Consider the following 23,880-nt stretch of genomic DNA (forward strand, 5'->3'; position numbering starts at 1 on the left):
TCGATGATTCGCTCCATGCGCTGGAAAGGCGCCGCCTTCACGGTGCCTTTCCAGCTCGGCTTCCTGTTTCTGTATCTGCTTCCGATCGGCTACGCGGTCTACGAGTCGCTGTTCACACAGAAGCAGTCCGGTCTCGGCCTCGGCGGTGCGACGACCGAGTTCGTCGGGCTCGACAACTACACCCAGGGGCTGACCGACTCGGCGTTCATGAACTCCATCCTGCGGGTGGTGCTCTTCGCCTGTGTCCAGATCCCGTCGATGCTGTTGATCAGCCTGCTGCTGGCGCTGTTCCTGGACGCGCTGACGTCCAGGGTGGCGAGCAGGTTCCGGATCGTGCTGCTGGTGCCGTACATGATCCCGGGCGTCGTCGCGGCCATCGTGTGGGTCAACCTCTACAGCCCGGACGTCGGCCCGCTCACCGCGATCGGCAGGTCCCTCGGCCTCGACTGGAACTTCTTCGCACCGTCGATGGTGTGGCCGTCCATCGGCAATCTGCTGACCTGGCACGGCATCGGCTACAACATGGTGATCATCTACTCGGCGCTACAGGGCGTGCCCCGGGAGCTGTTCGAGGCGGCCCGGCTGGACGGCGCCTCCGAGCTGCGGATCGCGCGCAGCATCAAGATCCCGTTCGTGCGCGGGGCGCTGGTCCTGACGGGTCTGCTGTCGATCATCCAGATGCTGCAGATCTTCAACGAACCGGCGCTGTTCCGGAACATCACCCCGCAGACGGTCAGCGACAGCTTCACCCCGATCATGATCATCTACAACCAGGCGTTCAATGCGGGCAACTACAACTACGCGGCCGCCCTGTCGGTGCTGCTGGCCCTGATCCTGGGCGTCGCCTCCTTCCTCTTCTACCGGCTCACCTCGAAGGAGGCCGACTGATGACGCTGACCGAGCGGACGACCGAGCGGCCGGAAGTGCGTGGCGTGCGGCGGCTGTCCGAGCCCGACCCGGCCTCCCGCGGGCGGGGCGGCCAGCGCTTCCTCCTCGTCGGGCTGGTGCTGGCCAGTGTCTACAGCCTGTTCCCGGTGTGGTGGCTGATCGTCGCGGCGACCAAGGACCGCACGGCGCTGTACCAGAGCAACGGCCTGTGGTTCTCGGGCTGGCACCTGTGGGACAACCTGCATCAGGTGTTCACCTACCAGGACGGGATCTTCCTGCGGTGGACGGCCAACTCGTTCCTGTACGCGGGCGTCGGCTCACTCGGCGGCACGTTGATCGCGCTCGCAACCGGTTACGGACTGGCCCGCTTCGACTTCCCCGGGCGTAACGCGATCTTCGCGTGCGTCGTGGGCTCGTTCCTGATCCCGATCGCGCTGCTGACGCTGCCGCTGTATCTGCTGTTCTCCGCGATCGGCATGGTGGACACGCCGTGGGCGATGCTGATCCCCTGCCTGATCAACCCGTTCAGTGTGTACCTGGCCAAGGTGTACACCGAGGCGACGATTCCCTACGAGCTGCTCGAGGCGGCCCGGATCGACGGCGCCGGCGAGCTGCGGATCTTCTTCAGCATCGTGCTGCGGATGATGACGACGGGCGGCGCGACGGTGTTCCTGCTGGCCTTCGTGAACACCTGGAACGCCTTCTTCCTGCCCCTGACCGTGCTGCGCGGCAAGGAGAACTGGACGCTCAACCTCGGCCTCTACAACTGGTCCGGCACCCGCCTGGAGTCCGGCATCGACCTGACCGGCCTGGTCCTGACCGGCGCGCTGCTGTCCATCGTCCCGATGGCGATCATGATGGTCGCCATGCGCCGCTACTGGCGGAGCGGTGTGACGCTCGGCGCCCTCAAGTGATCCCCCTTCGCCGTACCCCCCGACTCCTGGGGGCCGCAGGTGAACCTGACTCCCTGCGGCCTCCAGGGCGACCGACGCTCCGGGAGCCCTCACGTGACCGTGCTGCACAACCCCGTCCTCCGCGGCTTCGCCCCCGATCCGTCGCTGGTGCGGGTCGGCGACTGGTACTACGTGGCGACCAGTTCCTTCGAGTGGTTCCCGACGATCCCGCTGCACCGCTCCCGGGACCTGGCCCACTGGGAGTACGCGGGCCACGTGCGGGGGGCGGTCCCCGGCGACTCGCTGGCCGGGGTGCCCGACTCGGGCGGCGCCTGGGCCCCGTCGCTGAGCTGGGACGGGGAACGGTTCTGGGTGACGTACACCGTCGTGCGCTCGGTCGGCACCCCCTACTTCGACCTCGACACCTACATCTCGACGGCCTCCCGCATCGGCGGCGAGTGGAGCGCCCCGCGCCGGGTCGCCAGCCACGGTTTCGACCCGGCGCTGTTCCACGAGGACGGCCGGCTGTGGCTGCTGAACCTGCAGAACGACCACCGGCCCGGGGGCGAGCGGTTCGCGGGGATCGTCGCTACGGAGCTGGACCGGGACACGCTGGAACCCCTCGGCCGCACGCATCTGCTGCTCCAGCACGACCGGTTGATCGAGGGGCCGAAACTGCTGCGGCGCGACGGCTGGTACTACCTGGTGCTCGCCGAGGGCGGCACGGGCTGGGAGCACGGGGTGCGGGTGGCTCGCGCCAAGGAGCTGACGGGGCCGTACGAGCTCGACGAACGGCCGTTGCTGACGACCCGGGACGATCCGCGGGTGCCCTTGCAGAAGGCCGGGCACGGCGAGCTGGTCGAGACTGCGGACGGGCACTGGCTGCTCAGCCATCTGACGGCCCGTCCGCTGCACACCCCGCAGGGCCGCCGCTGCACCCTCGGCCGGGAGACCGCGATCCAGGCGGTGACCTGGGACGCGGAGGGCTGGCCCCGGCTGCGGCAGGGCGGCTGGCATCCGGCGGCCGAGGTCGACGTGCCGACGCGACCGCACCCGCTGCCACCGACCGCACCGCCTGCGGACCTGTCCTGGCCGTGGAGCACCCTGCGCGAGCCGCCGGACCCGTCCTGGGCCGACACGACGGCCCGCCCCGGGTGGGTCCGGCTCCGCGGCCGGCACGGTCCGGAGTCCCGGTGGGCGGCCTCCCTGCTGGCCCAGCGTGTCACCGAGCACCTCGCCGAGGCCGAAGTCACCGTGGAGGCACGGCCGGTGACCTTCACGCAGGCGGCCGGGCTGGTGCTCTGGTACAACCCCGAGGCGTATCTCGCCCTGGACCTGACATGGGCGGAGCCGGAGGGCGAACCGCAGCGCGGACAGCAGTGGAACGGAACACGGGGCCGTGGCCGTACGGTGCTCAGTCTCGTCGAGCGTGACGAGGACGGCCTGCGGCAGGTCGCCGTCGTCGACGCGCCGGTTGACGGAGGCGGGGACGGGTCGGTGGACGGGCGGGTGGGCAGGGGGCCGGTGACGCTGGGAGTGACGGTCGAGGGGGCCGGCGCCCGTTTCTGGTACGTCCGCGACGAGGTGCGCACGGCGGTCGGGCCGGCGCTGGACTTCGGCCGGCTGTCCGACGACCACGGCTCCCGGCTGCGGTTCACCGGCTCGATGGCGGGGATCCACGCCCGGGACCTGGTGGACGCGGCGTTCACGGCGGACTTCACCGGGTTTCGACTGACCTGCACACCCGATTGAGGCGCTGTTCGGGGTTTCGAAAGTTTTGACCGGCGCGAAGCAGTGAATCCACTTGTCTTCCCGCCGTCCTGCGCCCCACCTACGATAGGAAGCGCTTTCTGCCCGGCCGGACCCCGTGACCGCCGTGTGCAGCGCTGGTCGAAACTTTCCACGGCCCTCGGGCGGGCCGGAGAGGTGGGTTCCCGATGGTCCGTACGGCGAGTGCGAGCGCGACGGCCGGTCCGACGCTGGCGGTCGTGGCGCGCGAGGCGGGGGTGTCGGTGCCGACCGCGTCGAAGGTGGTCAACGGCCGCGAGGACGTGGCACCCGAGACCCGCCGCCGCGTGACCGAGGCACTCGACCGGCTCGGGTACGTGCGCAGACCCCGCTTCGACGCGGCGAAAGCGCCTCGGCTGGTCGACCTGGTCGTGCACTCGCTGGAGAGTTCCTGGTCGGGCGCGGTGCTGCATGGCGTGGAGGAGGCGGCGCACGACGCGGGCCTGGAGGTCGTGGTGTCGGCGGCGCTGATCCGCTCCCGGGTCGGCCGCCCGGAGCGCGGCTGGCTGGACAAACTGGTCGCCCGGGGCTCTTCCGGCGTGCTGTTCAACCTGGCCGAGCTGAGCGACTCGCAGTACGCGTGGCTGGAGCAGCACCGCATCCCGTTCGTGATGATCGACCCGGTGCAGGAGCCGCCGGAGGGCGTTGTCTCGGTGGGGGCGGCGAACTGGCAGGGCGGCCTGACGGCGACGGAGCACCTGCTGTCCCTGGGCCACGAGCGGGTCGCCGTCATCGCCGGTCCCCGGCGCACGATGTGCAGCAGCGCCCGGGTCGCCGGATACCGTTCGGCGCTCACGTCGGCAGGGATCCGGCACCGCGCCGAGTACGTCCGGCACGCCGCTTTCGACGAGAGCGTCGCCCACCGCCGCATGCTGGAACTGCTCGACCTGCCCGAGCCGCCGACCGCCGTCTTCGTCTGCTCGGACCGGATGGCGCTGGGCGTCTACGAGGCCCTGACCGAACGGGGGTTGAGCGTCCCGGACGACATCAGCGTGGTCGGCTTCGACGATCTGCCCGAGGCGCGCTGGGCCTCCCCCGCCCTGACCACCGTGCGCCAGCCGCTGTCCGAGATGGCCGCCACGGCCCTGCGATCGCTGCTGCGCATGATGGACGGCCATCGTCCGGAGAGCACGCGCACGGAGTTGTCGACGCGGCTGGTGGAACGGGCGAGCACGGCGGGGCCGCGCGCGTAGGCACGACGTGCGCCGCCGGGAGCGCGTCGTGCGCCGCCGGGAGCGCGTCGTGCGCCGCCGGGAGCGCGTCGTGCGCGTGCGCGACGGGCAGGCGTCGGCGCGCCGGATGGGAATGCGCGCATGAGTACGGGGAGTTGGCGAATGTGCCAGGTCCGCCGTCGGTGTGGCGGCGGACGTCCTCAGCGAAGGGGCTGCCTCCCATGACGCGCGACCCGCGCACCATCACCAACCCGGCCACGCTCCACGACCCCACGCCCTTCGGCTACAGCCACGCCGTGTCGGCGCCCGGTGAAACCGTCTTCATCGGCGGCCAGTACGCCTCGGACTCCGCCGGCACCCCGGTGCCGGGCGACTTCGCCGCGCAGGTGGAGCTGGCCTTCGACCGGCTGCGCTCGGCCTTGGAGGGGGCCGGTCTGGGCTACGAGCACGTCGTGCGGCTGGGCACGTTCATCGTGGACCACGACCTGGGGAAGCTGGAGATCCTGGGCAAGGCCCTGCACACCCGCTTCGGGGAGCGCCTCCCGGCTCAGACGCTCAGCGGGGTGGCCTCGCTGGCACTGCCCGGGATGCTGTTCGAGGTCGACGCCGTCGCGGTACGGCCGGCGGGGCCGGACGGGGCGGCCTGAGGGGCGGGCCCCCGTCGGGGCGCGCGGGGGCCCGCCGCACACCCCTCGTGCGCGTCGCGCGCCCGCCACCCGGGGGAACTGGCCGGGACGGCCCGGCGTCGAACGATGCGGTGGGGAAAGGCCGGTGTCCGGGGCGGGGCGGCGGCGAGCAGTGGGGGGACGACCATGACACGCTGGCGGCCGCTTCCGGACGCACTGCCGTGGGAGGCGCGCCACCTGGTCGAACGGTTGCGGGTCCTGAAGGACCGCACCGGTCTGAGCCTCGCGGAGCTGGCCCGGCGGACCGCTTACAGCAAGTCGTCGTGGCAGCGCTATCTCAGCGGGGCCAAGCAACCGCCGCGGGGAGCGGTGCAGGCGCTGTGCCGCGTTGCGGGGGCGGAGCAGGCACGCCTGCTGGCGCTGTGGGATCTGGCCGACCGGGCGTGGCCGCACGGAAGGGCGGGGTCGGCCGGGATGTCGGTGACGGCCGGGACGGCAGTGCCGGCCGGGCCCGCGGAGCCGGCGGCGGACGTGCCGCCGGCCGGTGCCGAGTACCGGCGCTGGCGGGCGGCGGCCCTGGTGTCGTTCGCGGTCATCGTCGTACTGCTGGCCGGGCTGTTGTGGGTGCTGCCGACGGGGAGCGGGTGACCGTCACGGCCGGCCGCTCCCCGGCGACGGTGTCGCTCAGCCGAGCGTGCGGTAGTGGGCGTGCTTCCACGGTCCGACGTTCTTCAGCTTCACCTGGTACTTTCCGCCCACGCGCTTGAAGTTGACGTTCCGCACGAGGCCCTTGTACTGGACGATGTTGCCGGGCTGGCTCTGCAGCCGGGTCTGGGCGAAGTCCCAGCTCTCGCTGACGACGGTGCCGTCGGTCTCGGGGAGGTTGTGCCGGCTCTGCCACCACTGCGTGGCCGACTCGGTCTCCGGTCCGAACGAGCCGTCGATCCGGCTCTTCCGGAAGGGCTGCCACTCGCCCTCGTCGTCCTCCCACTGGGCGCCGTCCGCCCACAGGACGGTCTCCCACAGGGCGATGGCGTTGCCCCTGGAGTAGAAGTCGACGCCGAGGTTCTCCTCGTCCTCCCAGTCGTTGGCCACGGCACCCTTGCCGTCGATGCCGAAGTAGGCGGGCGCGGCGTGGGCCGCCGGCGCCAGGGCGATGCCGGTCCCCCCGGCGCCCAGCACCACGGCCGTCATCATCGCCACGGCCCGTTTGCGCATGCTCATGCGGTTGTCCTTTCCGAACCGCCGTCCCCCGGCGGGTTTCCCCTGGGGCGGCTCGTCTCGTCTGGCACGGCACAGCCTCACGGTCCCGCGGCACCCACGGCGAGCCCCGGCGGCGTCCCCGGGCCGCCCAGGGACGGCCCACCCACGAGGCGTCGGGTTTCCCACGCCGGGGACGGGCCGCCGGGGGCCCGCCCGGGTCGGCGGACCGGAGGGGAACCTGGAAGATCGGGGGCGTCCGGGGAGGCTGCTGCGGCGACCGAGATTCCCGGGCTCCGGGCTCCGGGTAAGGGCTGGGGTTCCGGTGTGAGGGCTAGGGGCTCCGGTAGAGGGCCGGGTGGCTCCGAGTGAGGGCCGGTGTGAGGGCCGGGGCTTCGGCGCGGGGCCCGGAGCGAGGCGTCCGTTTTCTTCAAGACCGGGTCTCCTGTGCCTGCCTACGGTGGCTTCATGACTGCACGATTCGATGCCATCGGCCTGGTCGTCTCCGACATGGCCGCCTCCGTCGCGTTCTACCGCCGGGTCGGGTTCGCCTTCCCGGACGGCGCCGAGGACCAGCCGCACGCCGAGGCCGGGCTGCCCGGCGGGCTGCGACTGATGCTGGACACCGAGGAGACGGTCCGGTCCTTCCTGCCCGGGTGGCGGCCGCCCACGGGTGGGGGCCGGGCCTCGCTCGCCCTGCGCTGCGACGGACCGGAGGAGGTGGACGCGCTGTACGACGAGCTGACCGGCTCCGGGCACCACGGCGAGCTCAAGCCGTGGGACGCCTTCTGGGGGCAGCGGTACGCCGTCGTGCTCGACCCGGACGGCAACGGGGTGGACCTGTTCGCCCCGCTAGCCGCCGAGTAGCTCACCCAACGGCAGGCCCGACAACTCCCGCACATCACGGGCCAGATGGGCCTGATCGGCGTAACCGGCCCGGACGGCCGTCGCCGCGAACGGCACACCGGCCCGGGCCAGTGCCAGGGCCCGGTGCAGCCGCAGGATGCGGGCCAGAGTCTTGGGGCCGTAGCCGAAGGCGGACAGGGAGCGCCGGTGCAACTGGCGTGCTCCGAGCCCGAGTTCGACGGCGGTCGCGGCGACGGGGCGGCCCGCGTCGAGGGCGGCGACAACCTGCCGGAGCAGCGGGTCAGGGGGTTCGGAACCGGCCGCCTGCCGCAACGCCAGCTCCTCCAGGCCGCTCGCCGGGTCCGCGGCGGCGTTCACACCGCCGGCCAGACGCCGCACCCGCGGGGCCGGCCACAGGTCGGCGAGGTCGACCCGTTGGTCGCGCAGCTCGTGGGCCGGCACGCCCAGGAGCCCCGGGGCGGTGCCCGGGTAGAAGCGGACTCCGGCCCAGGGGCCGGTCCCACCGCCCGGGAGGTGGGCGCGGGTGTCGGGCCCGGCGACCATCAGCCGCCCGTCGTGCCACAGCAGATCCATGCACCCGTCGGGCAGCACCCGGCCCGCCCCGGCCCCGGACGGGGTGTTGGTCCACACGACCGCCCCGGGCAGCCGCGAAGCCCGCTCCACATACATGGGAGTCACGCTACGCCGCGGCCCGGGGGTGAGCCCGCGCCCGCGTCCGCTCGATGTCACCGGCTCCGGTGTCCGAGGGCACACCAGCAGGTCCGCGCCCCAAGCCACTCGACGCCACCCGCACCGGCCCGCCGACCGGGCCCGCTGCCCTACGCCGCCCTCCCCCGGTACTCCACCGGATTCACCCCGTACACCCGCTTGAACGCCGTCGACAGGGCGAACGCGCTGCCGTAGCCCACCTTGCGGGCCACGGCGTCGAGGGTGTCGGTGGAGTCGCGCAGGCGGTCGGCGGCGAGGGCGAGGCGCCAGCCGGTCAGGTAGGTCATCGGGGGTTCGCCCACCAGGCCGGTGAAGCGGCGGGCCAGCGCGGCGCGGGACACCCCGGCCTTCGCGGCGAGCGCGGCGACGGTCCAGGGGTGGGCCGGGTCGTCCTGGAGGAGACGCAGAACGCCGCCGACGACCGGATCGGCCAGGGCCCGGTACCAGGCCGGCGCCTCCGCCTCGGGGCGGGCGAACCAGGCCCGCAGGGCGGCGATGACCAGCAGGTCCAGCAGCCGGTCCAGGACGACCTCCTGCCCCGGCTCGTCCCGGACGATCTCCTCGGTGAGGTACGGCGTGAGGGGGCAGTCCCACACGTCGGACGTGAGGGTGAGCAGCGCAGGCAGGGCGTCCAGCAACCGCCCGCCGACCTCGCCCCGCATCGGGTAGGTGCCGATCAGCAGCACGGTCTCCCCGTCGAGCCGGTCGCCCCAGGTGCGGACGCCCAGGTCCATGGAACCGTTGAGGGGCTGTCCGTCGGGGTAGCGGCACTCCTGGTGCGGCAGGATCACCGCCTGCGGGGCCGTGCCGGGCGCGTCCGCGCAGGTGTAGGGGTCCGGGCCGCGGGCGATGGCCAGGTCCCCGGCCCGCAGCCGTGTGCTCTCGCCCCCGTCGGGGACGATCCAGGCCTCGCCGCGGACGACGAGCATCACCGTGAGCGGGGCCCGGTCCTCCACCCGCACCGCCCAGGGCGGGACGAAGCAGGCCCTGATCATGAACGCGCCCCTCGCGCGGGGACCTTCCAGCAGGCCTGCGAGAGCGTCCATGCGGCCAGCGTAGACGCGGCCGTATGGGAACGAGCCGTTCAACGATGGTTCCGTGCGGCGCACGGCAGTTGACTCGACGGCATGACGAACACGGCGCAGGACACGGCGGGAAACGCGGCAGAGAACACGGCGGAGAACACCGCTCGGGACCCGCGGGGCATGACGGTGGTGGTGACGGGCGCCTCGGGGCGTACCGGGAGCCGGGTGGCGCGGGCCGCGGAGGCGGCCGGGCTGACCGTGCGGGCCGCGTCGCGTGCGACGGGCTTCGACTGGTGGGACGGCTCGACCTGGGCGGACACCCTGCGCGGCGCGGACGCGGCCTACCTCGCCCTCCCGTCGGACGTCGGCGCTCCGGGCGCCGCGGAGGCGGTCGGCGCGCTCGGGCGCGAGGCGGTCGGGCTCGGGGTGCGGCGGCTGGTGCTGCTGTCCGCGCGGGGCGAGGACCAGGCACTGCCGACGGAGGAGGCGCTGCACGCGTCGGGGGCGGACTGGACGGTCGTGCGGGCCGCCTGGTTCGCGCAGAACTTCAGTGAGGGGCCGCTGGTGGCGGAGCTGCGGGAGCACGGGGAGCTGGTGTTCCCGGCCGGCGAGGTGGCCGAGCCGTTCCTCGACGTGCGGGACATCGCGGACGTGGTGGTGACCGCGCTGACGTCCGGCGGCCGCTACGCGGGGCGGACTCTCACGCTCTCCGGGGCGCGGCTGCCGACCTTCGGGGAGGCCGTCGCGGAGATCGCCGGGGCGACGGGGCGCCCGCTGACGTACCGGGCGGTCTCGACGCGGGACTACGGAGAGGCGCTGATGGGTTTCGGTGTGCCGCCGCGGGAAGTGGCGGGGATGACGGAGATCTTCGACACCCTCCTCGACGGCCGCAACGCGCATGTCTCGGACGGGGTGCGGGAGGTGCTGGGCCGTGCGCCCCGGGACTTCGGCGACTTCGTGCGCGAGGAGGCCGCGGCGGGGACCTGGAAGGCCTGAGGGTCTCGCCCGTCAGGTGTCCTCTCAGGTGTCCTCGGGCGGCTGCCCCTCGCCATTGACCTGGGTGTTCTTGACGTGAGCGTTCTTGACGTGAGCGTTCTTCACGTGCGTGCTCTTCACATGGGTGCGCAGGCGGGCCGACACGTCCTCGGGGGGCAGGAAGCGGGACCAGCGTTCCGGGAACTCGGAGGGCATGTCGGGGTCGGCCTCGCCCGTGGCGGTGGCGCGGGCGACGTACTCGGCGACCTGGGCCTGCCGCAGCCGCTCGTTGGCCTCGCGGGCGGCGGCCGTCGCGGCGGCCGGCCAGACCCGGTCGATGGCGGCGTTGACGGCGGCCCCGACGAGCACGGCGAAGGCGGAGACACCGATCCACAGCAGCACGGCGACGGGCGCGGCGAGCGAGCCGTAGATCGTGGGGCCCTCGACCGTGCTGGTCAGGTAGATCCGCAGCAGGAAACTGCCGAGCACCCACATGCCGAGGGCGACCAGCGCGCCGGGCACGTCCTCGATCCACGGGGAACGGACCGGGACGGACACGTGGTACAGCGTCGTCAGGAAGGCGATCGACAGCAGGATCACCACCGGCCAGTACAGGACCTGCACGACCGTCGTCGACCAGGGCACGATCCGCACCACCGCGTCCGGCCCGGCCACCATGAGCGGCAGCGCCACCGAGCCGATGAGCAGGGCCACGATGAACAGCAGGAAGGCCATCAGCCGGGTCTTGACGATGCCCCGGACGCCGTCGAGGCCGTACATCACGGTGATGGTGTCTATGAAGACGTTCACCGCGCGGGAGCCCGACCACAGCGCGAACAGGAAGCCGATGGAGATGACGTCCGGCCGGCCACCCTTCATCACGTCGTGCAGGATCGGCTGGGCGATCTCGCGGACGCCCTGGTCGGACAGGACCGTGCGGGAGGCCTCCAGGAGGTTGGTCTGGAGGCTCTGGATGGTGTCGGCGCCGGTCCAGGCGTCGACGTAACCGAGCAGTCCGATCATGCTCAGCAGCAGCGGCGGCACCGACAGCAGAGTGAAGAACGCGGCCTCCGCCGCGAGGCCCAGGATGCGGTATTCGACGCAGGAGTTGACGGTGTCCTTGACCAACAGCCAGGCGGTCCTGCGTTTGGAGACGTTCCGGTAGAGGGCCCGCGCCCGGTGGAGGCGCCCGGTGGGCGTGTCGGGGGTTTCACTTGCTGGCTGCACCCCCTAACGGTATCCGCCGTGCCCGGCCCCACTCACCCACAGGCCGGGTCTTCGCGGACCGGTCCGGGTCCACCGGGTGCCAAGGTGCTACCGCGGGGTACGTTCGCAGCATGGCAGGCAGCACCCACACCGTGACGAACCAGGTCCCGCCCCTGGCCGGGTACGACGTCTTCTCCGCCGACCGGGCCCTGGCCGAGGCGGTCGACCGGCACGCCGATCCGGACCTGCGCGAGGAGGTCCTCGGCGAGCTGGCCGCGCTCGGCCGGACGTCGGGCTCGGCCCAGGTGCAGGAATGGGGGCGGCTGGCCAACGAGAACCCGCCGCGGCTGCTCACGCACGACCGGTACGGCCATCGGGTCGACGAGGTCGAGTTCCACCCCTCGTGGCACCGGCTGCTCGGCAAGGGCGTCTCGGCCGGTCTGACGGCCGCCTGGGACCGGCCGGCCGGGCATCTGCGGCGGGCCGCCGCCTTCCTGGTGTGGACGCAGGTCGAGGCGGGCAACGGCTGCCCGCTGTCGATGACGCACGCGGCGGTGCCCGCCCTGCGCGCCGACCCCGACCTGGCCGCCGAGTGGGAGCCCCGGCTGACGTCCATGGTCTACGACCGTGAGCTGCGGCCCGCCCACCTCAAGGCCGGGGCGCTGTTCGGGATGGGCATGACGGAGAAGCAGGGCGGCAGCGACGTCCGGGCGAACACCACGGCGGCACGGCCCCTCGCCGAGGACGGGACCTATGAGCTGACCGGGCACAAGTGGTTCTGCTCGGCGCCCATGTCCGACGCCTTCCTGGTGCTGGCGCAGGCTCCGGACGGGCTGACCTGCTTCCTGGTGCCGCGGGTGCTGCGGGACGGCTCACGCAACGTGTTCCGGATCCAGCGGCTCAAGGACAAGCTGGGCAACCGGTCGAACGCCTCCGCCGAGGTCGAGTTCGACGGGACCTGGGCGCGCCGGGTCGGCGAGGAGGGGCGCGGGGTGCGCACCATCATCGAGATGGTCGCGGCGACCCGGCTCGACTGCGTGCTCGGCTCGGCGGGGCTGATGCGGCAGGCCGTGGCGCAGGCGGTGCACCACTGCACGTACCGCGAGGCGTTCGGCGGGAAGCTCGTCGACAAGCCGCTGATGCGCAACGTCCTCGCCGATCTGGCGCTGGAGTCGGAAGCGGCGACGACCCTGGCGCTGCGGCTCGCGGCCGCCTACGACGACGGCGGCGAGCAGGAGCGGGCGCTGCTGCGGATCGCGGTGCCGGCCGCCAAGTACTGGGTGACCAAGCGGTGCCCGCCCGTCGCCGTGGAGGCGGCGGAGTGCCTGGGCGGCAATGGCTACGTCGAGGAGTCCGGAATGCCGCGGCTGGTGCGCGAGTCGCCGCTGAACTCGGTCTGGGAGGGCGCGGGCAACGTTCAGGCGCTGGACGTGCTGCGGGCGTTGCAGCGGGAGCCGGGGGCGCTGGACGCGTATCTGCGGGAGGTCGGGCAGGCGCGCGGCGCCGATCACCGCCTGGACGCGGCGATCAAGAACCTGCTGACCGAACTCGCCGATCTGGAGGGCGTGGAGGGGCGGGCGCGGCGGCTGGCGGAGCGGCTCGCGCTGGTGCTCCAGGGTTCGCTGCTGGTCCGTTTCGCGCCACCGCAGGTCGCCGACGCGTTCTGCGCGGGGCGGCTCGGCGGTGACGGGGGCGCGGCCTTCGGGACGCTGCCGCACACGCTGGATCTCGCGTCGGTGGTGGAGCGGGCCCGGCCGGTGTCCTGATCCGGCCCGCTGATCCGTACGGGAAGGTGCCTCGTCCGCGAAGAGCGAGGGTGGTGCTGCGCCGACACGGCACCACCCCCGCCGCACTGGCCCGTTCGAGCCGCTGAACGCCGCTCGGGACGGCGCGGATCAAGTTTCGGACACGGCCGGGCCGTCCACCAGGGTTGCAGGGGGTTGCAACTTGCTGCTGACTGTGTCCGGACCGTGCGCGCCCGCCCGGGGCAGGCGGCACTATGAGACGGACAGTCAGAAGCGACTCCGGGGGGCGCACGCGCATGGACGTCACGCACTTGGCCGCCGTCGACAGCACACGCGCGGCCCGGGTCCTCAGCGAGGTCCGCGCCGCGCGACTGGCCGGGCAGCCCGCCCCGGTGTCACCGCGGCCCGTGATCGAGCGGTCCTGGGAGCGGATGCTGCGCGGCGGCGTCGACCCGGACCACGACGTACGGGCGGACCCGCTGTCCCGCGAGGAGGTGCAGCGGCGGCGCGAGACGTCGGTATTGCGCCATGTGCTGCCGGTGCTGCGGGAGGGCCTGCTGGCTGCCGCGGACGTCGCCCACCACATCATGGTGGTGGCCGACGAGGACGGCCGGGTGCTGTGGCGTGAGGGCAGCCCGCAGGTGCTGCGCAGGGCGGACGGGCTCGGCTTCGAACTGGGTGCGGACTGGCGTGAGGACGTCGTCGGCACGAACGGCGTGGGCACCCCGGCCGTGGTGCGCCGGCCCGTGCAGGTCTTCGCCTCGGAGCACTTCGTGCGCTCCCAGGCCGGCTGGACCTGCGCGGGCGCTCCGCTGACGGATCCGCGGGACGGCCGGCTGCTCGGCGTGGTGGATGTGAGCGGGCCGCTGGAGACGATGCACCCGGCCACGCTCGCCTGGGTCGGTTCGGTGGCCGGACTGGCCGAGGCCCGGCTGCGGGAGATGCACACGGAGTCGCTGGAGCGGCTGCGCGCGGTGGCGGCGCCGGTGCTGGCCCGGCTCGGTGGCCGTGCCCTGGTCGTCGACCCGGACGGCTGGACCGCCGCGGTCAGCGGGATGCCGTACGTGCGGCGCGTGGCCCTGCCGAAGTCGCTGTCGGCGGGCCCGATACGGCTGCCGGCGCTCGGGCCGTGCTCGGTGGAGCCGCTGGCCGGGGGCTGGCTGGTGCGGGCGGCCACCGGCGAGCCGGTGCCGCACGGTCCGGCCCGGATCGTGCTGGACCTCAGCCGGGCGCGGCGCTGGTCGGTGGAGGTGCGCGGCGAGGCCGGCTCCTGGGTCCGGGAAGTGAGTCCCCGGCACGCGGAGTTGCTGTATCTCCTCGCCGTCCACCGCTCCGGCCGCAGCGCCTCGGGGCTGGCCGGGGACATGTTCGGGGACCCGGCCCGCACGGTGACGGTGCGGGCCGAGATGTCGCGGGTACGGCGGTATCTGGGGGCGTTCCTGGAACACCGCCCGTACCGGTTCGCCGAGGAGGCCGAGGTCGAGGTGCTGCTTCCCGCCGACCCCCGGGATCTGCTGCCGCACTCGATCGCACCGGCGGTGAGCAGGCGACGCGGGGCCGCGGCGGCGCCCTGAGGTTCACTGCGCGTGCCGTACAGGCCGCCCCCGGGGGTGCATCTTTCGCATATTTGCGGGGTCTTCGTCCGCGGCACCGCTCACCTGCCGTAGCATCCCTCTACGGACCACCCCACCTGCTCCTCCGTCAACGTGCGGATCATCAGGCGCAGTTGGTCCGTCTCGGGAGGACGTTATGAAGCATCGCGGCAGACACCGGCGGCGCAGGCGGGGCAGGGCGCTACGGGCGACCCTGGCCGGGACGGCCCTCGCGCTCACCGCGGCCGCCACCCTGATCAGCGCCTCGCAGGCCACCGTCGCCGACGCTCCCGGGGCTCTCAAGCCGGTCGCCGCGTCCGACGGGGCCGGGCAGCCGTCCCTGGCCGAGCATCGGGTGCCGGAGCGGTGGCTGGACCGGCTCGCGTCGAAGATGGGCCGGCCCGTCGGCGTCGGCACGGTACTGGAGAGCGCGGACCTCCCACTGCGGGACGCGGCCGGCTGTTCGGCCGCGGAGAAGCGCAGCCTGCCGGTGGAACCGGCGGCCACCCGCGCGTACTGCTTCGGCGGCTCCGACACCCGGGGCTGGCGGGCCGGCGCGGTCACGACCTCGGGCGACGCGGACGACGACGGCCGCTGGGGCGGCAACCGCGTGATCCTCTCCGGCTGGACCCGGAGCGCCGCGGGCGGCTCCATGGACGGCCCGGCCCCCGGGCAGGGCCTGGCCAAGGTCGCCTTCGTCGACGCGAACGACCCCGGCGCGCTGCGCTACACCTGGGCCCTGCTGGCCGTCCCGGTGGACGGCGGGCGGGACTACCGGGGGCTTCTCTCCCCCCTGTCCGGCATGGTCTGGTACCAGGACAAGCTGCTGGTGACGACCCGCGAGGGCGGCCGGGACGCCCTGTACGTGTACGACATGGACCGCATCCAGCGCGCCACCGTCGAGTCCGACGCGGTCGGCCGGGTCCGGGGCGGCTGGGCGGCGCACGGCTACCGGTTCGTGCTGCCGGCCGTCGGCTCGTACACCCTGCCCGGCGGGGGCGACGCACCCCGCCCGGCCACCGTCTCCCTGGACCGCAGCACCTCTCCCGACAGTCTGGTCGCGAGCGAGTGGGTGCCCGCGGACGGCGACCGGCGCACCCGGCTGTGGCGCTACGCGCTGAGCCGGGATCCGGACCGTTCCGGCCCGCTCACCACCGACTCCTCGGGGCGGGCGGCCCCCACCGAGGCGTACGAGACGAAGACGGCCGAGGTGCGGGGTGTGCTGGCGTACCGCTCGGGCTGGTACCTGGACCGCGCGGCGGGCAGCCCGGGCGGGCACGGGACGCTGTGGCGCCAGGACACCGAGGGCGCCCGGGCGGCGGAGTGCGGCACGGACGAGACGCGGAACTGCTGGAGCGGCGGGTCGGGCTCCCTGTCCTACTGGGAGGAGACCGGCGAGGTCTGGTCCCAGTCGGGGCGGATGCTGTTCGCGCTGCCGCTGAGGTCGGTCGACCGGGCGCTGGACTGACCGGCGTCCCCCGCGGAGCACGGGACCGATCGACAGACGAGTGGGTCAGATGATTTTCTGACCCGTATGACCACCATCGCCGTGACCACCTGGTCCCTGGAGCAGACCGCCCCGACCGACCTGCTGCCGACCGTCGCGCCGGACGGGGACGTCCGGGTCGTCCGCTCCGAGGTGCCCTCGCCCGAGTTCAGCCGGTTCCTGTACGCGTCGGTGGGCGGCGACATCCTCTGGACGGACCGGCTCGGCTGGCCGTACGCGCGGTGGGTGGAGCATCTGGAGCGGCCCGGCGTGGAGACGTGGGTGGCGTACGACCGGGGCACGCCCGCGGGGTTCGTGGAGCTGGAGGCGCAGGACGACGCGGTCGTGGAGATCGTTTACTTCGGGCTGCTCCCCGCCTTCCGCGGCCGGCGCATCGGCGGGCACCTGCTGTCGTACGGCGCGGCCCGGGCCTGGGACCTCGCGGACCGCTGGGCGGGACTGACGCCGACCAAGCGGGTCTGGCTGCACACCTGCAGCAAGGACGGCGAGCACGCGATGGACAACTACCGGCGGCGGGGCTTCAAGCTGTTCGACACCAAGGTCGAGGAGGAAACGGAGGTCGCCGCTCCGGGACCGTGGCCTGGGGCGTTCCCCGTCTGACCTGGACGGACACCTCGGGAGCGTCCGATGTGACCCACACCACCCTTGTCTTGCCCTGCGAGACAAGGGTGTCCGCATCTTGGACGAAGCTGGACTGTGTCCAGATCGCCGTGACACGCTTCCGTCATGTCTGGAACTGGAATTGCCTTGGTGAGTCGGCGGCACGTCGACCTCGGCCGCATGTCCAGCGCCATCTGTCCGGCGCACTGAGCGTACTCAGCCCGCGCCCGACATCTTTCTTTCCAGCCTCACTCCTGCGCAATGACGCGCCCTATGCCCATGCGCACGCATGCGCAGGTCAGAGCCGCATTTTCGCCTGTCCCGAAGGACGTATCAACCATGGCCGCCACCCCGCAGAAGCCTGCCGCCGCGACTCCCCGCCGCAAGGTGAGCCGTCACCGCGGTGAGGGTCAGTGGGCCGTGGGGCACCACACCCCGCTGAACGGCAACGAGCAGTTCAAGAAGGACGACGACGGTCTCAATGTGCGGACACGCATTGAGACGATCTACTCCAAGCGGGGCTTCGACTCGATCGACCCCAACGACCTGCGCGGCCGGATGCGCTGGTGGGGTCTGTACACCCAGCGCAGGCCCGGCATCGACGGCGGCAAGACGGCCGTCCTGGAGCCGGAGGAGCTGGACGACGAGTACTTCATGCTGCGCGTCCGGATCGACGGCGGTGCGCTGACCACGCGTCAGCTGCGGGTCATCGGCGAGATCTCGCAGGAGTTCGCGCGCGGTACCGCCGACATCACGGACCGGCAGAACGTCCAGTACCACTGGATCCGGATCGAGGACGTGCCCGAGATCTGGAACCGGCTGGAGGGCGTGGGCCTGTCGACGGTCACCGCCTGCGGTGACACCCCGCGTGTGATGATCGGCTCGCCGGTGGCGGGGATCGCCGAGGACGAGATCATCGACGCCACCCCGGCGCTGGAGGAGATGAAGCGCCGTGTCCTGAACAACCCGGCGTACTCGAACCTCCCCCGGAAGTTCAAGACGGCCATCTCGGGTTCGCCGCTGCTGGACGTGGTGCACGAGATCAACGACGTCGCGTTCGTCGGCGTCCGGCACCCCGAGCACGGCCCCGGCTTCGACGTCTGGGTCGGCGGCGGCCTGTCCACCAACCCCAAGCTGGGCGTGCGCCTTGGCACCTGGGTCTCGATCGACGACGTGCCGGACGTCTACGAGGGTGTCATCTCGATCTTCCGCGACTACGGCTACCGCCGGCTGCGCACCCGCGCTCGCCTGAAGTTCCTCGTCGCCGACTGGGGCCCGGAGAAGTTCCGGCAGGTCCTGGAGGACGAGTACCTGAAGCGCAAGCTGGTGGACGGGCCGGCCCCCGACCAGCCCTCGCAGCAGTGGCGCGACCACATCGGTGTGCACCGGCAGAAGGACGGCCGGTTCTACGTCGGCTTCGCCCCGCGCGTGGGACGCGTCGACGGCGCGACCATCACGAAGATCGCCGACCTCGCCGAGGCCCATGGCTCGGGCCGGGTGCGGACCACCGTCGAGCAGAAGATGATCGTCCTCGACGTCGAGGAGAACAAGGTCGAGTCACTCGTGGAGGCCCTGGAGGCGCTCGATCTGACCGCCCGGCCCTCCACGTTCCGGCGCGGCACCATGGCCTGCACCGGCATCGAGTTCTGCAAGCTCGCCATCGTCGAGACCAAGCAGCGCGGTGCGCAGCTGATCGACGAGCTGGAGCGCCGTCTGCCGGACTTCGACGAGCCGCTCACCATCAACCTCAACGGCTGCCCGAACGCCTGCGCCCGTATCCAGGTCGCGGACATCGGTCTCAAGGGCCAGCTCATGCTGAACGACCAGGGCGAGCAGGTCGAGGGCTACCAGGTGCACCTGGGCGGGGCGCTGGGTCTGGAGGCCGGCTTCGGCCGCAAGGTGCGCGGTCTGAAGGTCACCTCCGACGAACTGCCCGACTACATCGAGCGGGTCCTGAAGCGGTTCCAGGCCGAGCGTGAGGACGGCGAGCGGTTCGCCACCTGGGCGGCGCGGGCCGGCGAGGAGGCCCTGTCGTGAGCGAGCGAGCCGCCCCGTTCTACTGCCCCTACTGCGGTGACGAGGACCTGCGTCCGAGCGAGGCCGCCGACGGCCGGCACGGCGCATGGGAATGCGCGGCGTGCAACCGGGCCTTCTCGCTGAAGTTCCTCGGGCTGCTGGCCCAGGGGCTGAAGCGATCCGATTCCGGAGGGGCACAGATATGACGACCATTCAGGAAGAGCGCACCGCCGAGGACCTGAAGAAGCTCGCCGAGCAGGCGGGCCGCGACCTGGAGGACGCCTCCGCGCTGGAGATCCTCCAGTGGGCGGCCGAGACCTTCGGCAAGCGCTTCTGCGTGACCTCCTCGATGGAGGACGCGGTGGTGGCCCACCTCGCGGCGCGCGCGATGCCCGGCGTCGACGTGGTCTTCCTCGACACGGGCTACCACTTCGAGGAGACCATCGGCACCCGCGACGCGGTCGAGGCCGTGATGGACGTCAACCTCATCACGCTCACCCCGCGCCAGACGGTCGCCGAGCAGGACGCGGAGTACGGCCCGAAGCTGCACGACCGCAACCCCGACCTGTGCTGCAAGCTGCGCAAGGTGCAGCCGCTGGAAGAGGGCCTGAAGGACTACCAGGCCTGGGCGACCGGCCTGCGCCGCGACGAGTCCCCGACCCGGGCGAACACGCCGGTGGTCGGCTGGGACGAGAAGCGGCAGAAGGTCAAGATCTCCCCGATCGCCCGCTGGACCCAGGACGACGTGGACGCCTACGTCACCGAGCACGGCGTGCTCACCAACCCGCTGCTGATGGACGGCTACGCCTCCGTCGGCTGCGCCCCCTGCACCCGCCGGGTCCTGGAGGGCGAGGACGCACGGGCCGGCCGCTGGGCGGGCCGCAGCAAGACCGAGTGCGGGCTGCACGGATGACGACGACGATTCAGGAGAGTGACGTGACGACCGGAGCCACCGTCTGGCTCACGGGTCTGCCGAGCGCCGGCAAGACCACGATCGCCTACGAACTGGCCGGCCGCCTGCGCGAGGAGGGCCACCGGGTCGAGGTGCTCGACGGCGACGAGATCCGCGAGTTCATCTCGGCGGGCCTCGGCTTCAGCCGCGAGGACCGGCACACCAACGTGCAGCGCATCGGCTTCGTCGCCGAGCTGCTCGCCCGCAACGGCGTGCTCGCCCTCGTCCCGGTCATCGCGCCGTACCAGGACAGCCGGGACGCGGTGCGCAAGCGTCACCAGGCGAACGGCACCGGCTATGTCGAGGTGCATGTCGCGACGCCCGTCGAGGTGTGCAGCGAGCGGGACGTGAAGGGCCTGTACGCCAAGCAGGCCGCGGGCGAGCTCACGGGGCTCACCGGGGTCGACGACCCGTACGAGGCGCCCGAGTCGCCCGACCTGCGCATCGAGTCGCAGAACCAGACCGTGCAGGAGTCCGCGGCGTCCGTGTACGCCCTGCTCAGCGAAAGGGGACTGGCATGACGACGACCGTCGCCACCGTTTCCGAGGGGACCGAAAGCCCGTACGCGCTCTCCCACCTCGACGCCCTCGAGTCCGAGGCGGTGCACATCTTCCGCGAGGTGGCGGGCGAGTTCGAACGGCCGGTGATCCTCTTCTCCGGCGGCAAGGACTCCATCGTCATGCTGCACCTGGCGCTGAAGGCGTTCCGGCCGGCGTCGGTGCCGTTCTCGCTGCTGCACGTGGACACCGGGCACAACTTCCCCGAGGTCCTCGAGTACCGCGACCGCACGGTCGAGCAGCACGGGCTGCGGCTGCACGTCGCCTCCGTCCAGGAGTACATCGACCGCGGTGTCCTCAAGGAGCGCCCGGACGGCACCCGCAACCCGCTGCAGACGCTGCCGCTGACCGAGAAGATCCAGGCGGAGAAGTTCGACGCCGTCTTCGGCGGCGGCCGCCGCGACGAGGAGAAGGCCCGGGCCAAGGAGCGGGTGTTCTCCCTGCGTGACGAGTTCTCCCAGTGGGACCCGCGCCGGCAGCGCCCGGAGCTGTGGAACCTGTACAACGGCCGGCATGCGCCCGGCGAGCACGTCCGTGTCTTCCCGCTGTCCAACTGGACCGAGCTGGACGTGTGGCAGTACATCGCCCGCGAGGGCATCGAGCTGCCGCAGATCTACTACGCCCACGAGCGCGAGGTGTTCTCCCGCAGCGGCATGTGGCTGACCGCCGGCGAGTGGGGCGGACCGAAGGACGGCGAGACCGTCGAGAAGCGGCTCGTGCGCTATCGGACCGTGGGTGACATGTCCTGCACCGGCGCGGTGGACTCCGACGCCGACACCATCGAGAAGGTGATCGTGGAGATCGCCGCCTCCCGGCTCACCGAGCGCGGCGCCACCCGCGCCGACGACAAGATGTCCGAGGCCGCGATGGAAGACCGCAAGCGCGAGGGGTACTTCTAGAGATGAGCACGATCACCACCGAGGAACTCGCGGAGACCACCCTGCTGCGGTTCGCCACCGCGGGCTCCGTCGACGACGGCAAGTCCACCCTGGTCGGGCGGCTGCTGCACGACTCCAAGTCGGTGCTCACCGACCAGCTGGAGGCCGTGGAGCGCGTCTCCGCGAGCCGGGGCCAGGAGGCACCGGACCTCGCGCTGCTGACGGACGGCCTGCGGGCCGAGCGGGAGCAGGGCATCACCATCGACGTGGCGTACCGCTACTTCGCCACGCCCCTGCGGCGGTTCATCCTCGCCGACACCCCCGGCCATGTGCAGTACACGCGCAACATGGTCACCGGCGCCTCCACCGCCGAGCTGACGGTGATCCTGGTCGACGCCCGCAACGGCGTGGTCGAGCAGACCCGCCGGCACGCGGCCATCGCCGCCCTGCTGCGCGTGCCGCACGTGGTCCTCGCCGTCAACAAGATGGACCTCGTCGGCTACGAGGAGAAGGTGTTCGCCGCCATCGCCGAGGAGTTCACGGCGTACGCGACCGAGCTGGGCGTCCCCGAGGTCACCGCGATCCCGATCTCGGCGCTCGTCGGCGACAACGTGGTGGAGCCTTCCGCGAACATGGACTGGTACGGCGGCCCGACCGTGCTGGAGCACCTGGAGACGGTGCCGGTCAGCCACGACCTGAGCCACTGCCACGCCCGGCTGCCCGTGCAGTACGTGATCCGTCCCCAGGGCGCGGACCACCCCGACTACCGGGGCTACGCCGGTCAGATCGCGGCCGGTTCCTTCCACGTGGGCGAGTCCGTCACGGTGCTGCCCTCGGGCCGCGCCTCGAAGATCTCCGGCATCGACCTGCTGGGCGAGCCGGTGGACGTGGCGTGGACGACGCAGTCGGTGACCCTCCTGCTGGAGGACGACATCGACATCTCGCGCGGCGACCTGATCGTGCCGAGCAAGGACGCGCCCGCGACCACGCAGGACATCGAGGCGACCGTCTGCCACGTCGCCGACGCCCCGCTGACGGTCGGGCACCGGGTGCTCCTCAAGCACGGCACCCGCACCGTCAAGGCGATCGTCAAGGACATCCCGTCCCGTCTCACGCTCGACGACCTGTCCCTGCACCCGCACCCGGGGCAGCTCGTCGCCAACGACATCGGCCGGGTGAAGATCCGCACCGCCGAGCCGCTGCCGGTCGACTCCTACGCCGACTCGCGCCGCACCGGCTCGTTCATCCTGATCGACCCGAACGACGGCCAGACCCTCACCGCCGGCATGGTCGGCGAGTCCTTCGCGGCCCCGGAGCCGGTCAAGGACGAGTCCGAGAACGACGGGTGGGACTTCTGACATGACATCCCCCGACTTCTACTCCACGTTCGCGAAGGAGGGCGGCCGCGTCGGCAGCGGTGCTCTCGGCAGCGGGCAGGGCGGAGTGGCGCGATGTGTGCGCTGACGTACGCGCACTGCCTGCGCGCCCTCACCCCCCACCGCCGTAGACGAAAACCTGCCGACCTCCCGGCCACGACCTGAGAGACCGTGACCGCCGGGCCTCCGAGAGGACCACCTCCCGTGCCTGCTTCATCCGCTCTGCGCCGCGGTTTCGCGGTCATCGCCGCACTCCCACTGCTCACTCTGGCCGCCTGCGGCTACGGCTCCGAGGCCAAGGACGACGGGGCCGCCAAGGTCGCCGCCGGGGCCAAGAAGATCGACGGTCTCGACACCGTCAAGATCGGCTACTTCGGCAACCTCACCCACGGCACCGCTCTGGTGGGCATGCAGAAGGGCTTCTTCCAGAAGGCCCTCGGCGCCACCAAGGTCGAGCCGGCCGTCTTCAACGCCGGTCCCTCGGAGATCGAGGCGCTCAACTCCGGTTCCATCGACATCGGCTGGATCGGCCCCTCCCCCGCGATCAACGGCTACACCAAGTCCGCGGGCAAGAACCTGCGCATCATCGGCGGTTCGGCGTCCGGCGGTGTGAAGCTGGTCGTCAACCCGGACAAGATCAAGTCGCTGAAGGACGTCAAGGGCAAGCGGATCGCCACCCCGCAGCTCGGCAACACGCAGGACGTGGCGTTCCTCAACTGGGCCGCGGACCAGGGCTGGAAGGTCGACCCGCAGAGCGGCAAGGGCGACGTCACGGTCGTCCGCAGCGACAACAAGGTCACCCCGGACGCCTTCAAGGCCGGGTCGATCGACGGCGCCTGGGTGCCGGAGCCGACCGCGTCGAAGCTGGTCGCCGAGGGCGGCAAGGTGCTGCTGGACGAGTCGACGCTGTGGCCGGACAAGAAGTTCGTGATCACGAACATCATCGTGCGGCAGGACTTCCTCAAGAAGCACCCGAAGGTCGTCGAGGCCGTGCTCAAGGGTTCCGTCGAGACCAACAAGTGGATCAACGCCAACTCGGACGCGGCGAAGGAAGCGGCGAACAAGCTGCTGGAGGCCGAGACCGGCAAGGCGCTGCCGGCCGACGTGCTGGACCCGGCGTGGAAGTCGATCCGGTTCACCGACGACCCGCTGGCCTCCACCCTCAACACCGAGGCGGAGCACGCCGTGAAGGCGGGGCTGCTGGAGAAGCCGGACCTGAAGGGCATCTACGACCTCGCGCCGCTGAACAAGGTCCTGAAGGCCGAGGGCGAGCCCGCGGTCGACGACGCCGGTCTCGGCGCGAAGTAAG

Annotated in this window: 24 protein-coding genes; 20 read left to right on the forward strand and 4 right to left on the reverse strand. The window is 72.0% G+C overall.

The features are described from left to right. Positions 1 to 3: 3 nt before the first annotated feature. From ABTX60_RS00550 to ABTX60_RS00575, 6 genes are all read left to right on the forward strand, one after another. Entirely contained in the window at positions 4 to 888 is an 885-nt protein-coding gene (locus ABTX60_RS00550) for a carbohydrate ABC transporter permease (protein WP_352094871.1), read from the forward strand. Further along, on the forward strand, positions 888 to 1,802 hold the full coding sequence (locus ABTX60_RS00555; protein ID WP_352094872.1) for a carbohydrate ABC transporter permease: 915 nt from the start codon (positions 888 to 890) through the stop codon (positions 1,800 to 1,802). Before ABTX60_RS00550 ends, ABTX60_RS00555 begins: the two co-directional genes overlap by 1 nt. 93 nt (positions 1,803 to 1,895) lie before the next feature. Beyond that, positions 1,896 to 3,533 carry a glycoside hydrolase family 43 protein gene (locus ABTX60_RS00560; RefSeq protein WP_352094873.1) on the forward strand — a complete coding sequence of 546 codons (1,638 nt, stop codon included), beginning with the start codon at positions 1,896 to 1,898 and terminating at the stop codon, positions 3,531 to 3,533. A 185-nt stretch (positions 3,534 to 3,718) separates the two neighbouring features. Next, positions 3,719 to 4,762 carry a LacI family DNA-binding transcriptional regulator gene (locus ABTX60_RS00565; RefSeq protein WP_352094874.1) on the forward strand — a complete coding sequence of 348 codons (1,044 nt, stop codon included), beginning with the start codon at positions 3,719 to 3,721 and terminating at the stop codon, positions 4,760 to 4,762. A gap of 200 nt (positions 4,763 to 4,962) precedes the next feature. Continuing rightward, positions 4,963 to 5,388 carry a RidA family protein gene (locus ABTX60_RS00570; RefSeq protein ID WP_352094875.1) on the forward strand — a complete coding sequence of 142 codons (426 nt, stop codon included), beginning with the start codon at positions 4,963 to 4,965 and terminating at the stop codon, positions 5,386 to 5,388. A 165-nt stretch (positions 5,389 to 5,553) separates the two neighbouring features. Further along, positions 5,554 to 6,015 (forward strand): helix-turn-helix domain-containing protein, encoded by a 462-nt coding sequence (locus ABTX60_RS00575; RefSeq protein WP_352094876.1) that lies wholly within the window; start codon positions 5,554 to 5,556, stop codon positions 6,013 to 6,015. 36 nt (positions 6,016 to 6,051) lie between these two features. On the opposite strand, the gene ABTX60_RS00580 is transcribed toward ABTX60_RS00575, so the two are convergent. Next, the gene (locus ABTX60_RS00580) at positions 6,052 to 6,591 is read right to left on the reverse strand and encodes a peptidoglycan-binding domain-containing protein (RefSeq protein ID WP_352094877.1); all 540 of its coding nucleotides are present in this window, start codon (positions 6,589 to 6,591) and stop codon (positions 6,052 to 6,054) included. Positions 6,592 to 7,035: 444 nt separating this feature from the next. Between ABTX60_RS00580 and ABTX60_RS00585 the strand changes: the two genes are divergently transcribed. Then, positions 7,036 to 7,434, forward strand: coding sequence for a VOC family protein (locus ABTX60_RS00585; RefSeq protein WP_352094879.1), 399 nt, complete (start codon positions 7,036 to 7,038; stop codon positions 7,432 to 7,434). On the opposite strand, the gene ABTX60_RS00590 is transcribed toward ABTX60_RS00585, so the two are convergent. Both ABTX60_RS00590 and ABTX60_RS00595 read right to left on the reverse strand, forming a co-directional pair. Next, positions 7,420 to 8,103, reverse strand: a complete 684-nt coding sequence (locus ABTX60_RS00590) for a helix-turn-helix domain-containing protein (protein WP_352094880.1) — start codon at positions 8,101 to 8,103, stop codon at positions 7,420 to 7,422. The genes ABTX60_RS00585 and ABTX60_RS00590 overlap by 15 nt on opposite strands. A gap of 149 nt (positions 8,104 to 8,252) precedes the next feature. Next, positions 8,253 to 9,188 (reverse strand): AraC family transcriptional regulator, encoded by a 936-nt coding sequence (locus ABTX60_RS00595; protein WP_352094881.1) that lies wholly within the window; start codon positions 9,186 to 9,188, stop codon positions 8,253 to 8,255. A gap of 159 nt (positions 9,189 to 9,347) precedes the next feature. Here ABTX60_RS00595 and ABTX60_RS00600 point away from each other — a divergent pair, with 159 nt between their 5' ends. Then, positions 9,348 to 10,163: a Rossmann-fold NAD(P)-binding domain-containing protein gene (locus ABTX60_RS00600; RefSeq protein WP_352095128.1), complete on the forward strand. Its 816-nt coding sequence runs from the start codon at positions 9,348 to 9,350 to the stop codon at positions 10,161 to 10,163. 24 nt (positions 10,164 to 10,187) lie between these two features. On the opposite strand, the gene ABTX60_RS00605 is transcribed toward ABTX60_RS00600, so the two are convergent. Beyond that, a complete protein-coding gene (locus ABTX60_RS00605; RefSeq protein WP_352094882.1) occupies positions 10,188 to 11,369 on the reverse strand; it encodes a YihY/virulence factor BrkB family protein in 1,182 nt (393 codons plus the stop codon). A 110-nt stretch (positions 11,370 to 11,479) separates the two neighbouring features. Here ABTX60_RS00605 and ABTX60_RS00610 point away from each other — a divergent pair, with 110 nt between their 5' ends. The 12 genes from ABTX60_RS00610 (at position 11,480) to ABTX60_RS00665 (ending at position 23,879) form a co-directional block, all read left to right on the forward strand. Next, the gene (locus ABTX60_RS00610; RefSeq protein ID WP_352094883.1) at positions 11,480 to 13,114 is read left to right on the forward strand and encodes an acyl-CoA dehydrogenase family protein; all 1,635 of its coding nucleotides are present in this window, start codon (positions 11,480 to 11,482) and stop codon (positions 13,112 to 13,114) included. 275 nt (positions 13,115 to 13,389) lie between these two features. Then, complete coding sequence (locus tag ABTX60_RS00615; protein WP_352094884.1) at positions 13,390 to 14,667, forward strand: GAF domain-containing protein; 1,278 nt, start codon at positions 13,390 to 13,392, stop codon at positions 14,665 to 14,667. Positions 14,668 to 14,842: 175 nt separating this feature from the next. After that, the gene (locus ABTX60_RS00620; protein WP_352094885.1) at positions 14,843 to 16,153 is read left to right on the forward strand and encodes a hypothetical protein; all 1,311 of its coding nucleotides are present in this window, start codon (positions 14,843 to 14,845) and stop codon (positions 16,151 to 16,153) included. Positions 16,154 to 16,219: 66 nt separating this feature from the next. Beyond that, on the forward strand, positions 16,220 to 16,792 hold the full coding sequence (locus ABTX60_RS00625) for a GNAT family N-acetyltransferase (protein WP_352094886.1): 573 nt from the start codon (positions 16,220 to 16,222) through the stop codon (positions 16,790 to 16,792). Between the two features lie 126 nt (positions 16,793 to 16,918). Then, positions 16,919 to 17,002 (forward strand): putative leader peptide, encoded by an 84-nt coding sequence (locus tag ABTX60_RS00630; protein WP_311241247.1) that lies wholly within the window; start codon positions 16,919 to 16,921, stop codon positions 17,000 to 17,002. Positions 17,003 to 17,131: 129 nt separating this feature from the next. Next, entirely contained in the window at positions 17,132 to 18,829 is a 1,698-nt protein-coding gene (locus ABTX60_RS00635; RefSeq protein WP_352094887.1) for a nitrite/sulfite reductase, read from the forward strand. Next, positions 18,826 to 19,014 carry a hypothetical protein gene (locus tag ABTX60_RS00640; RefSeq protein WP_352094888.1) on the forward strand — a complete coding sequence of 63 codons (189 nt, stop codon included), beginning with the start codon at positions 18,826 to 18,828 and terminating at the stop codon, positions 19,012 to 19,014. The genes ABTX60_RS00635 and ABTX60_RS00640 overlap by 4 nt, the downstream gene beginning before the upstream one ends. Further along, the gene (locus ABTX60_RS00645) at positions 19,011 to 19,721 is read left to right on the forward strand and encodes a phosphoadenylyl-sulfate reductase (RefSeq protein ID WP_352094889.1); all 711 of its coding nucleotides are present in this window, start codon (positions 19,011 to 19,013) and stop codon (positions 19,719 to 19,721) included. The genes ABTX60_RS00640 and ABTX60_RS00645 overlap by 4 nt, the downstream gene beginning before the upstream one ends. A gap of 23 nt (positions 19,722 to 19,744) precedes the next feature. Continuing rightward, complete coding sequence (gene cysC, locus ABTX60_RS00650) at positions 19,745 to 20,281, forward strand: adenylyl-sulfate kinase (protein ID WP_344463414.1); 537 nt, start codon at positions 19,745 to 19,747, stop codon at positions 20,279 to 20,281. After that, positions 20,278 to 21,216: a sulfate adenylyltransferase subunit CysD gene (gene cysD, locus ABTX60_RS00655; RefSeq protein WP_352094890.1), complete on the forward strand. Its 939-nt coding sequence runs from the start codon at positions 20,278 to 20,280 to the stop codon at positions 21,214 to 21,216. The genes cysC and cysD overlap by 4 nt, the downstream gene beginning before the upstream one ends. Positions 21,217 to 21,218: 2 nt before the next feature. Next, on the forward strand, positions 21,219 to 22,553 hold the full coding sequence (locus tag ABTX60_RS00660) for a sulfate adenylyltransferase subunit 1 (RefSeq protein ID WP_352094891.1): 1,335 nt from the start codon (positions 21,219 to 21,221) through the stop codon (positions 22,551 to 22,553). Between the two features lie 222 nt (positions 22,554 to 22,775). Then, complete coding sequence (locus ABTX60_RS00665) at positions 22,776 to 23,879, forward strand: aliphatic sulfonate ABC transporter substrate-binding protein (protein WP_352094892.1); 1,104 nt, start codon at positions 22,776 to 22,778, stop codon at positions 23,877 to 23,879. Position 23,880 lies beyond the last annotated feature (1 nt).

It is taken from the genome of Streptomyces sp. NPDC126510, assembly GCF_040302345.1.
In the GTDB taxonomy this organism is placed as follows: domain Bacteria; phylum Actinomycetota; class Actinomycetes; order Streptomycetales; family Streptomycetaceae; genus Streptomyces.

Coding starts and splice junctions, on each gene's coding strand:
- ABTX60_RS00550 (WP_352094871.1), top strand. CDS start 4: ATGATTCGCTCCATGCGCTGGAAAGGCGCCGCCTTCACGGTGCCTTTC.
- ABTX60_RS00555 (WP_352094872.1), top strand. CDS start 888: ATGACGCTGACCGAGCGGACGACCGAGCGGCCGGAAGTGCGTGGCGTG.
- ABTX60_RS00565 (WP_352094874.1), top strand. CDS start 3,719: ATGGTCCGTACGGCGAGTGCGAGCGCGACGGCCGGTCCGACGCTGGCG.
- ABTX60_RS00570 (WP_352094875.1), top strand. CDS start 4,963: ATGACGCGCGACCCGCGCACCATCACCAACCCGGCCACGCTCCACGAC.
- ABTX60_RS00575 (WP_352094876.1), top strand. CDS start 5,554: ATGACACGCTGGCGGCCGCTTCCGGACGCACTGCCGTGGGAGGCGCGC.
- ABTX60_RS00580 (WP_352094877.1), bottom strand. CDS start 6,591: ATGAGCATGCGCAAACGGGCCGTGGCGATGATGACGGCCGTGGTGCTG.
- ABTX60_RS00585 (WP_352094879.1), top strand. CDS start 7,036: ATGACTGCACGATTCGATGCCATCGGCCTGGTCGTCTCCGACATGGCC.
- ABTX60_RS00590 (WP_352094880.1), bottom strand. CDS start 8,103: ATGTATGTGGAGCGGGCTTCGCGGCTGCCCGGGGCGGTCGTGTGGACC.
- ABTX60_RS00595 (WP_352094881.1), bottom strand. CDS start 9,188: ATGGACGCTCTCGCAGGCCTGCTGGAAGGTCCCCGCGCGAGGGGCGCG.
- ABTX60_RS00600 (WP_352095128.1), top strand. CDS start 9,348: ATGACGGTGGTGGTGACGGGCGCCTCGGGGCGTACCGGGAGCCGGGTG.
- ABTX60_RS00610 (WP_352094883.1), top strand. CDS start 11,480: ATGGCAGGCAGCACCCACACCGTGACGAACCAGGTCCCGCCCCTGGCC.
- ABTX60_RS00615 (WP_352094884.1), top strand. CDS start 13,390: ATGGACGTCACGCACTTGGCCGCCGTCGACAGCACACGCGCGGCCCGG.
- ABTX60_RS00620 (WP_352094885.1), top strand. CDS start 14,843: ATGAAGCATCGCGGCAGACACCGGCGGCGCAGGCGGGGCAGGGCGCTA.
- ABTX60_RS00625 (WP_352094886.1), top strand. CDS start 16,220: ATGACCACCATCGCCGTGACCACCTGGTCCCTGGAGCAGACCGCCCCG.
- ABTX60_RS00630 (WP_311241247.1), top strand. CDS start 16,919: ATGTCTGGAACTGGAATTGCCTTGGTGAGTCGGCGGCACGTCGACCTC.
- ABTX60_RS00635 (WP_352094887.1), top strand. CDS start 17,132: ATGGCCGCCACCCCGCAGAAGCCTGCCGCCGCGACTCCCCGCCGCAAG.
- ABTX60_RS00645 (WP_352094889.1), top strand. CDS start 19,011: ATGACGACCATTCAGGAAGAGCGCACCGCCGAGGACCTGAAGAAGCTC.
- cysD (WP_352094890.1), top strand. CDS start 20,278: ATGACGACGACCGTCGCCACCGTTTCCGAGGGGACCGAAAGCCCGTAC.
- ABTX60_RS00660 (WP_352094891.1), top strand. CDS start 21,219: ATGAGCACGATCACCACCGAGGAACTCGCGGAGACCACCCTGCTGCGG.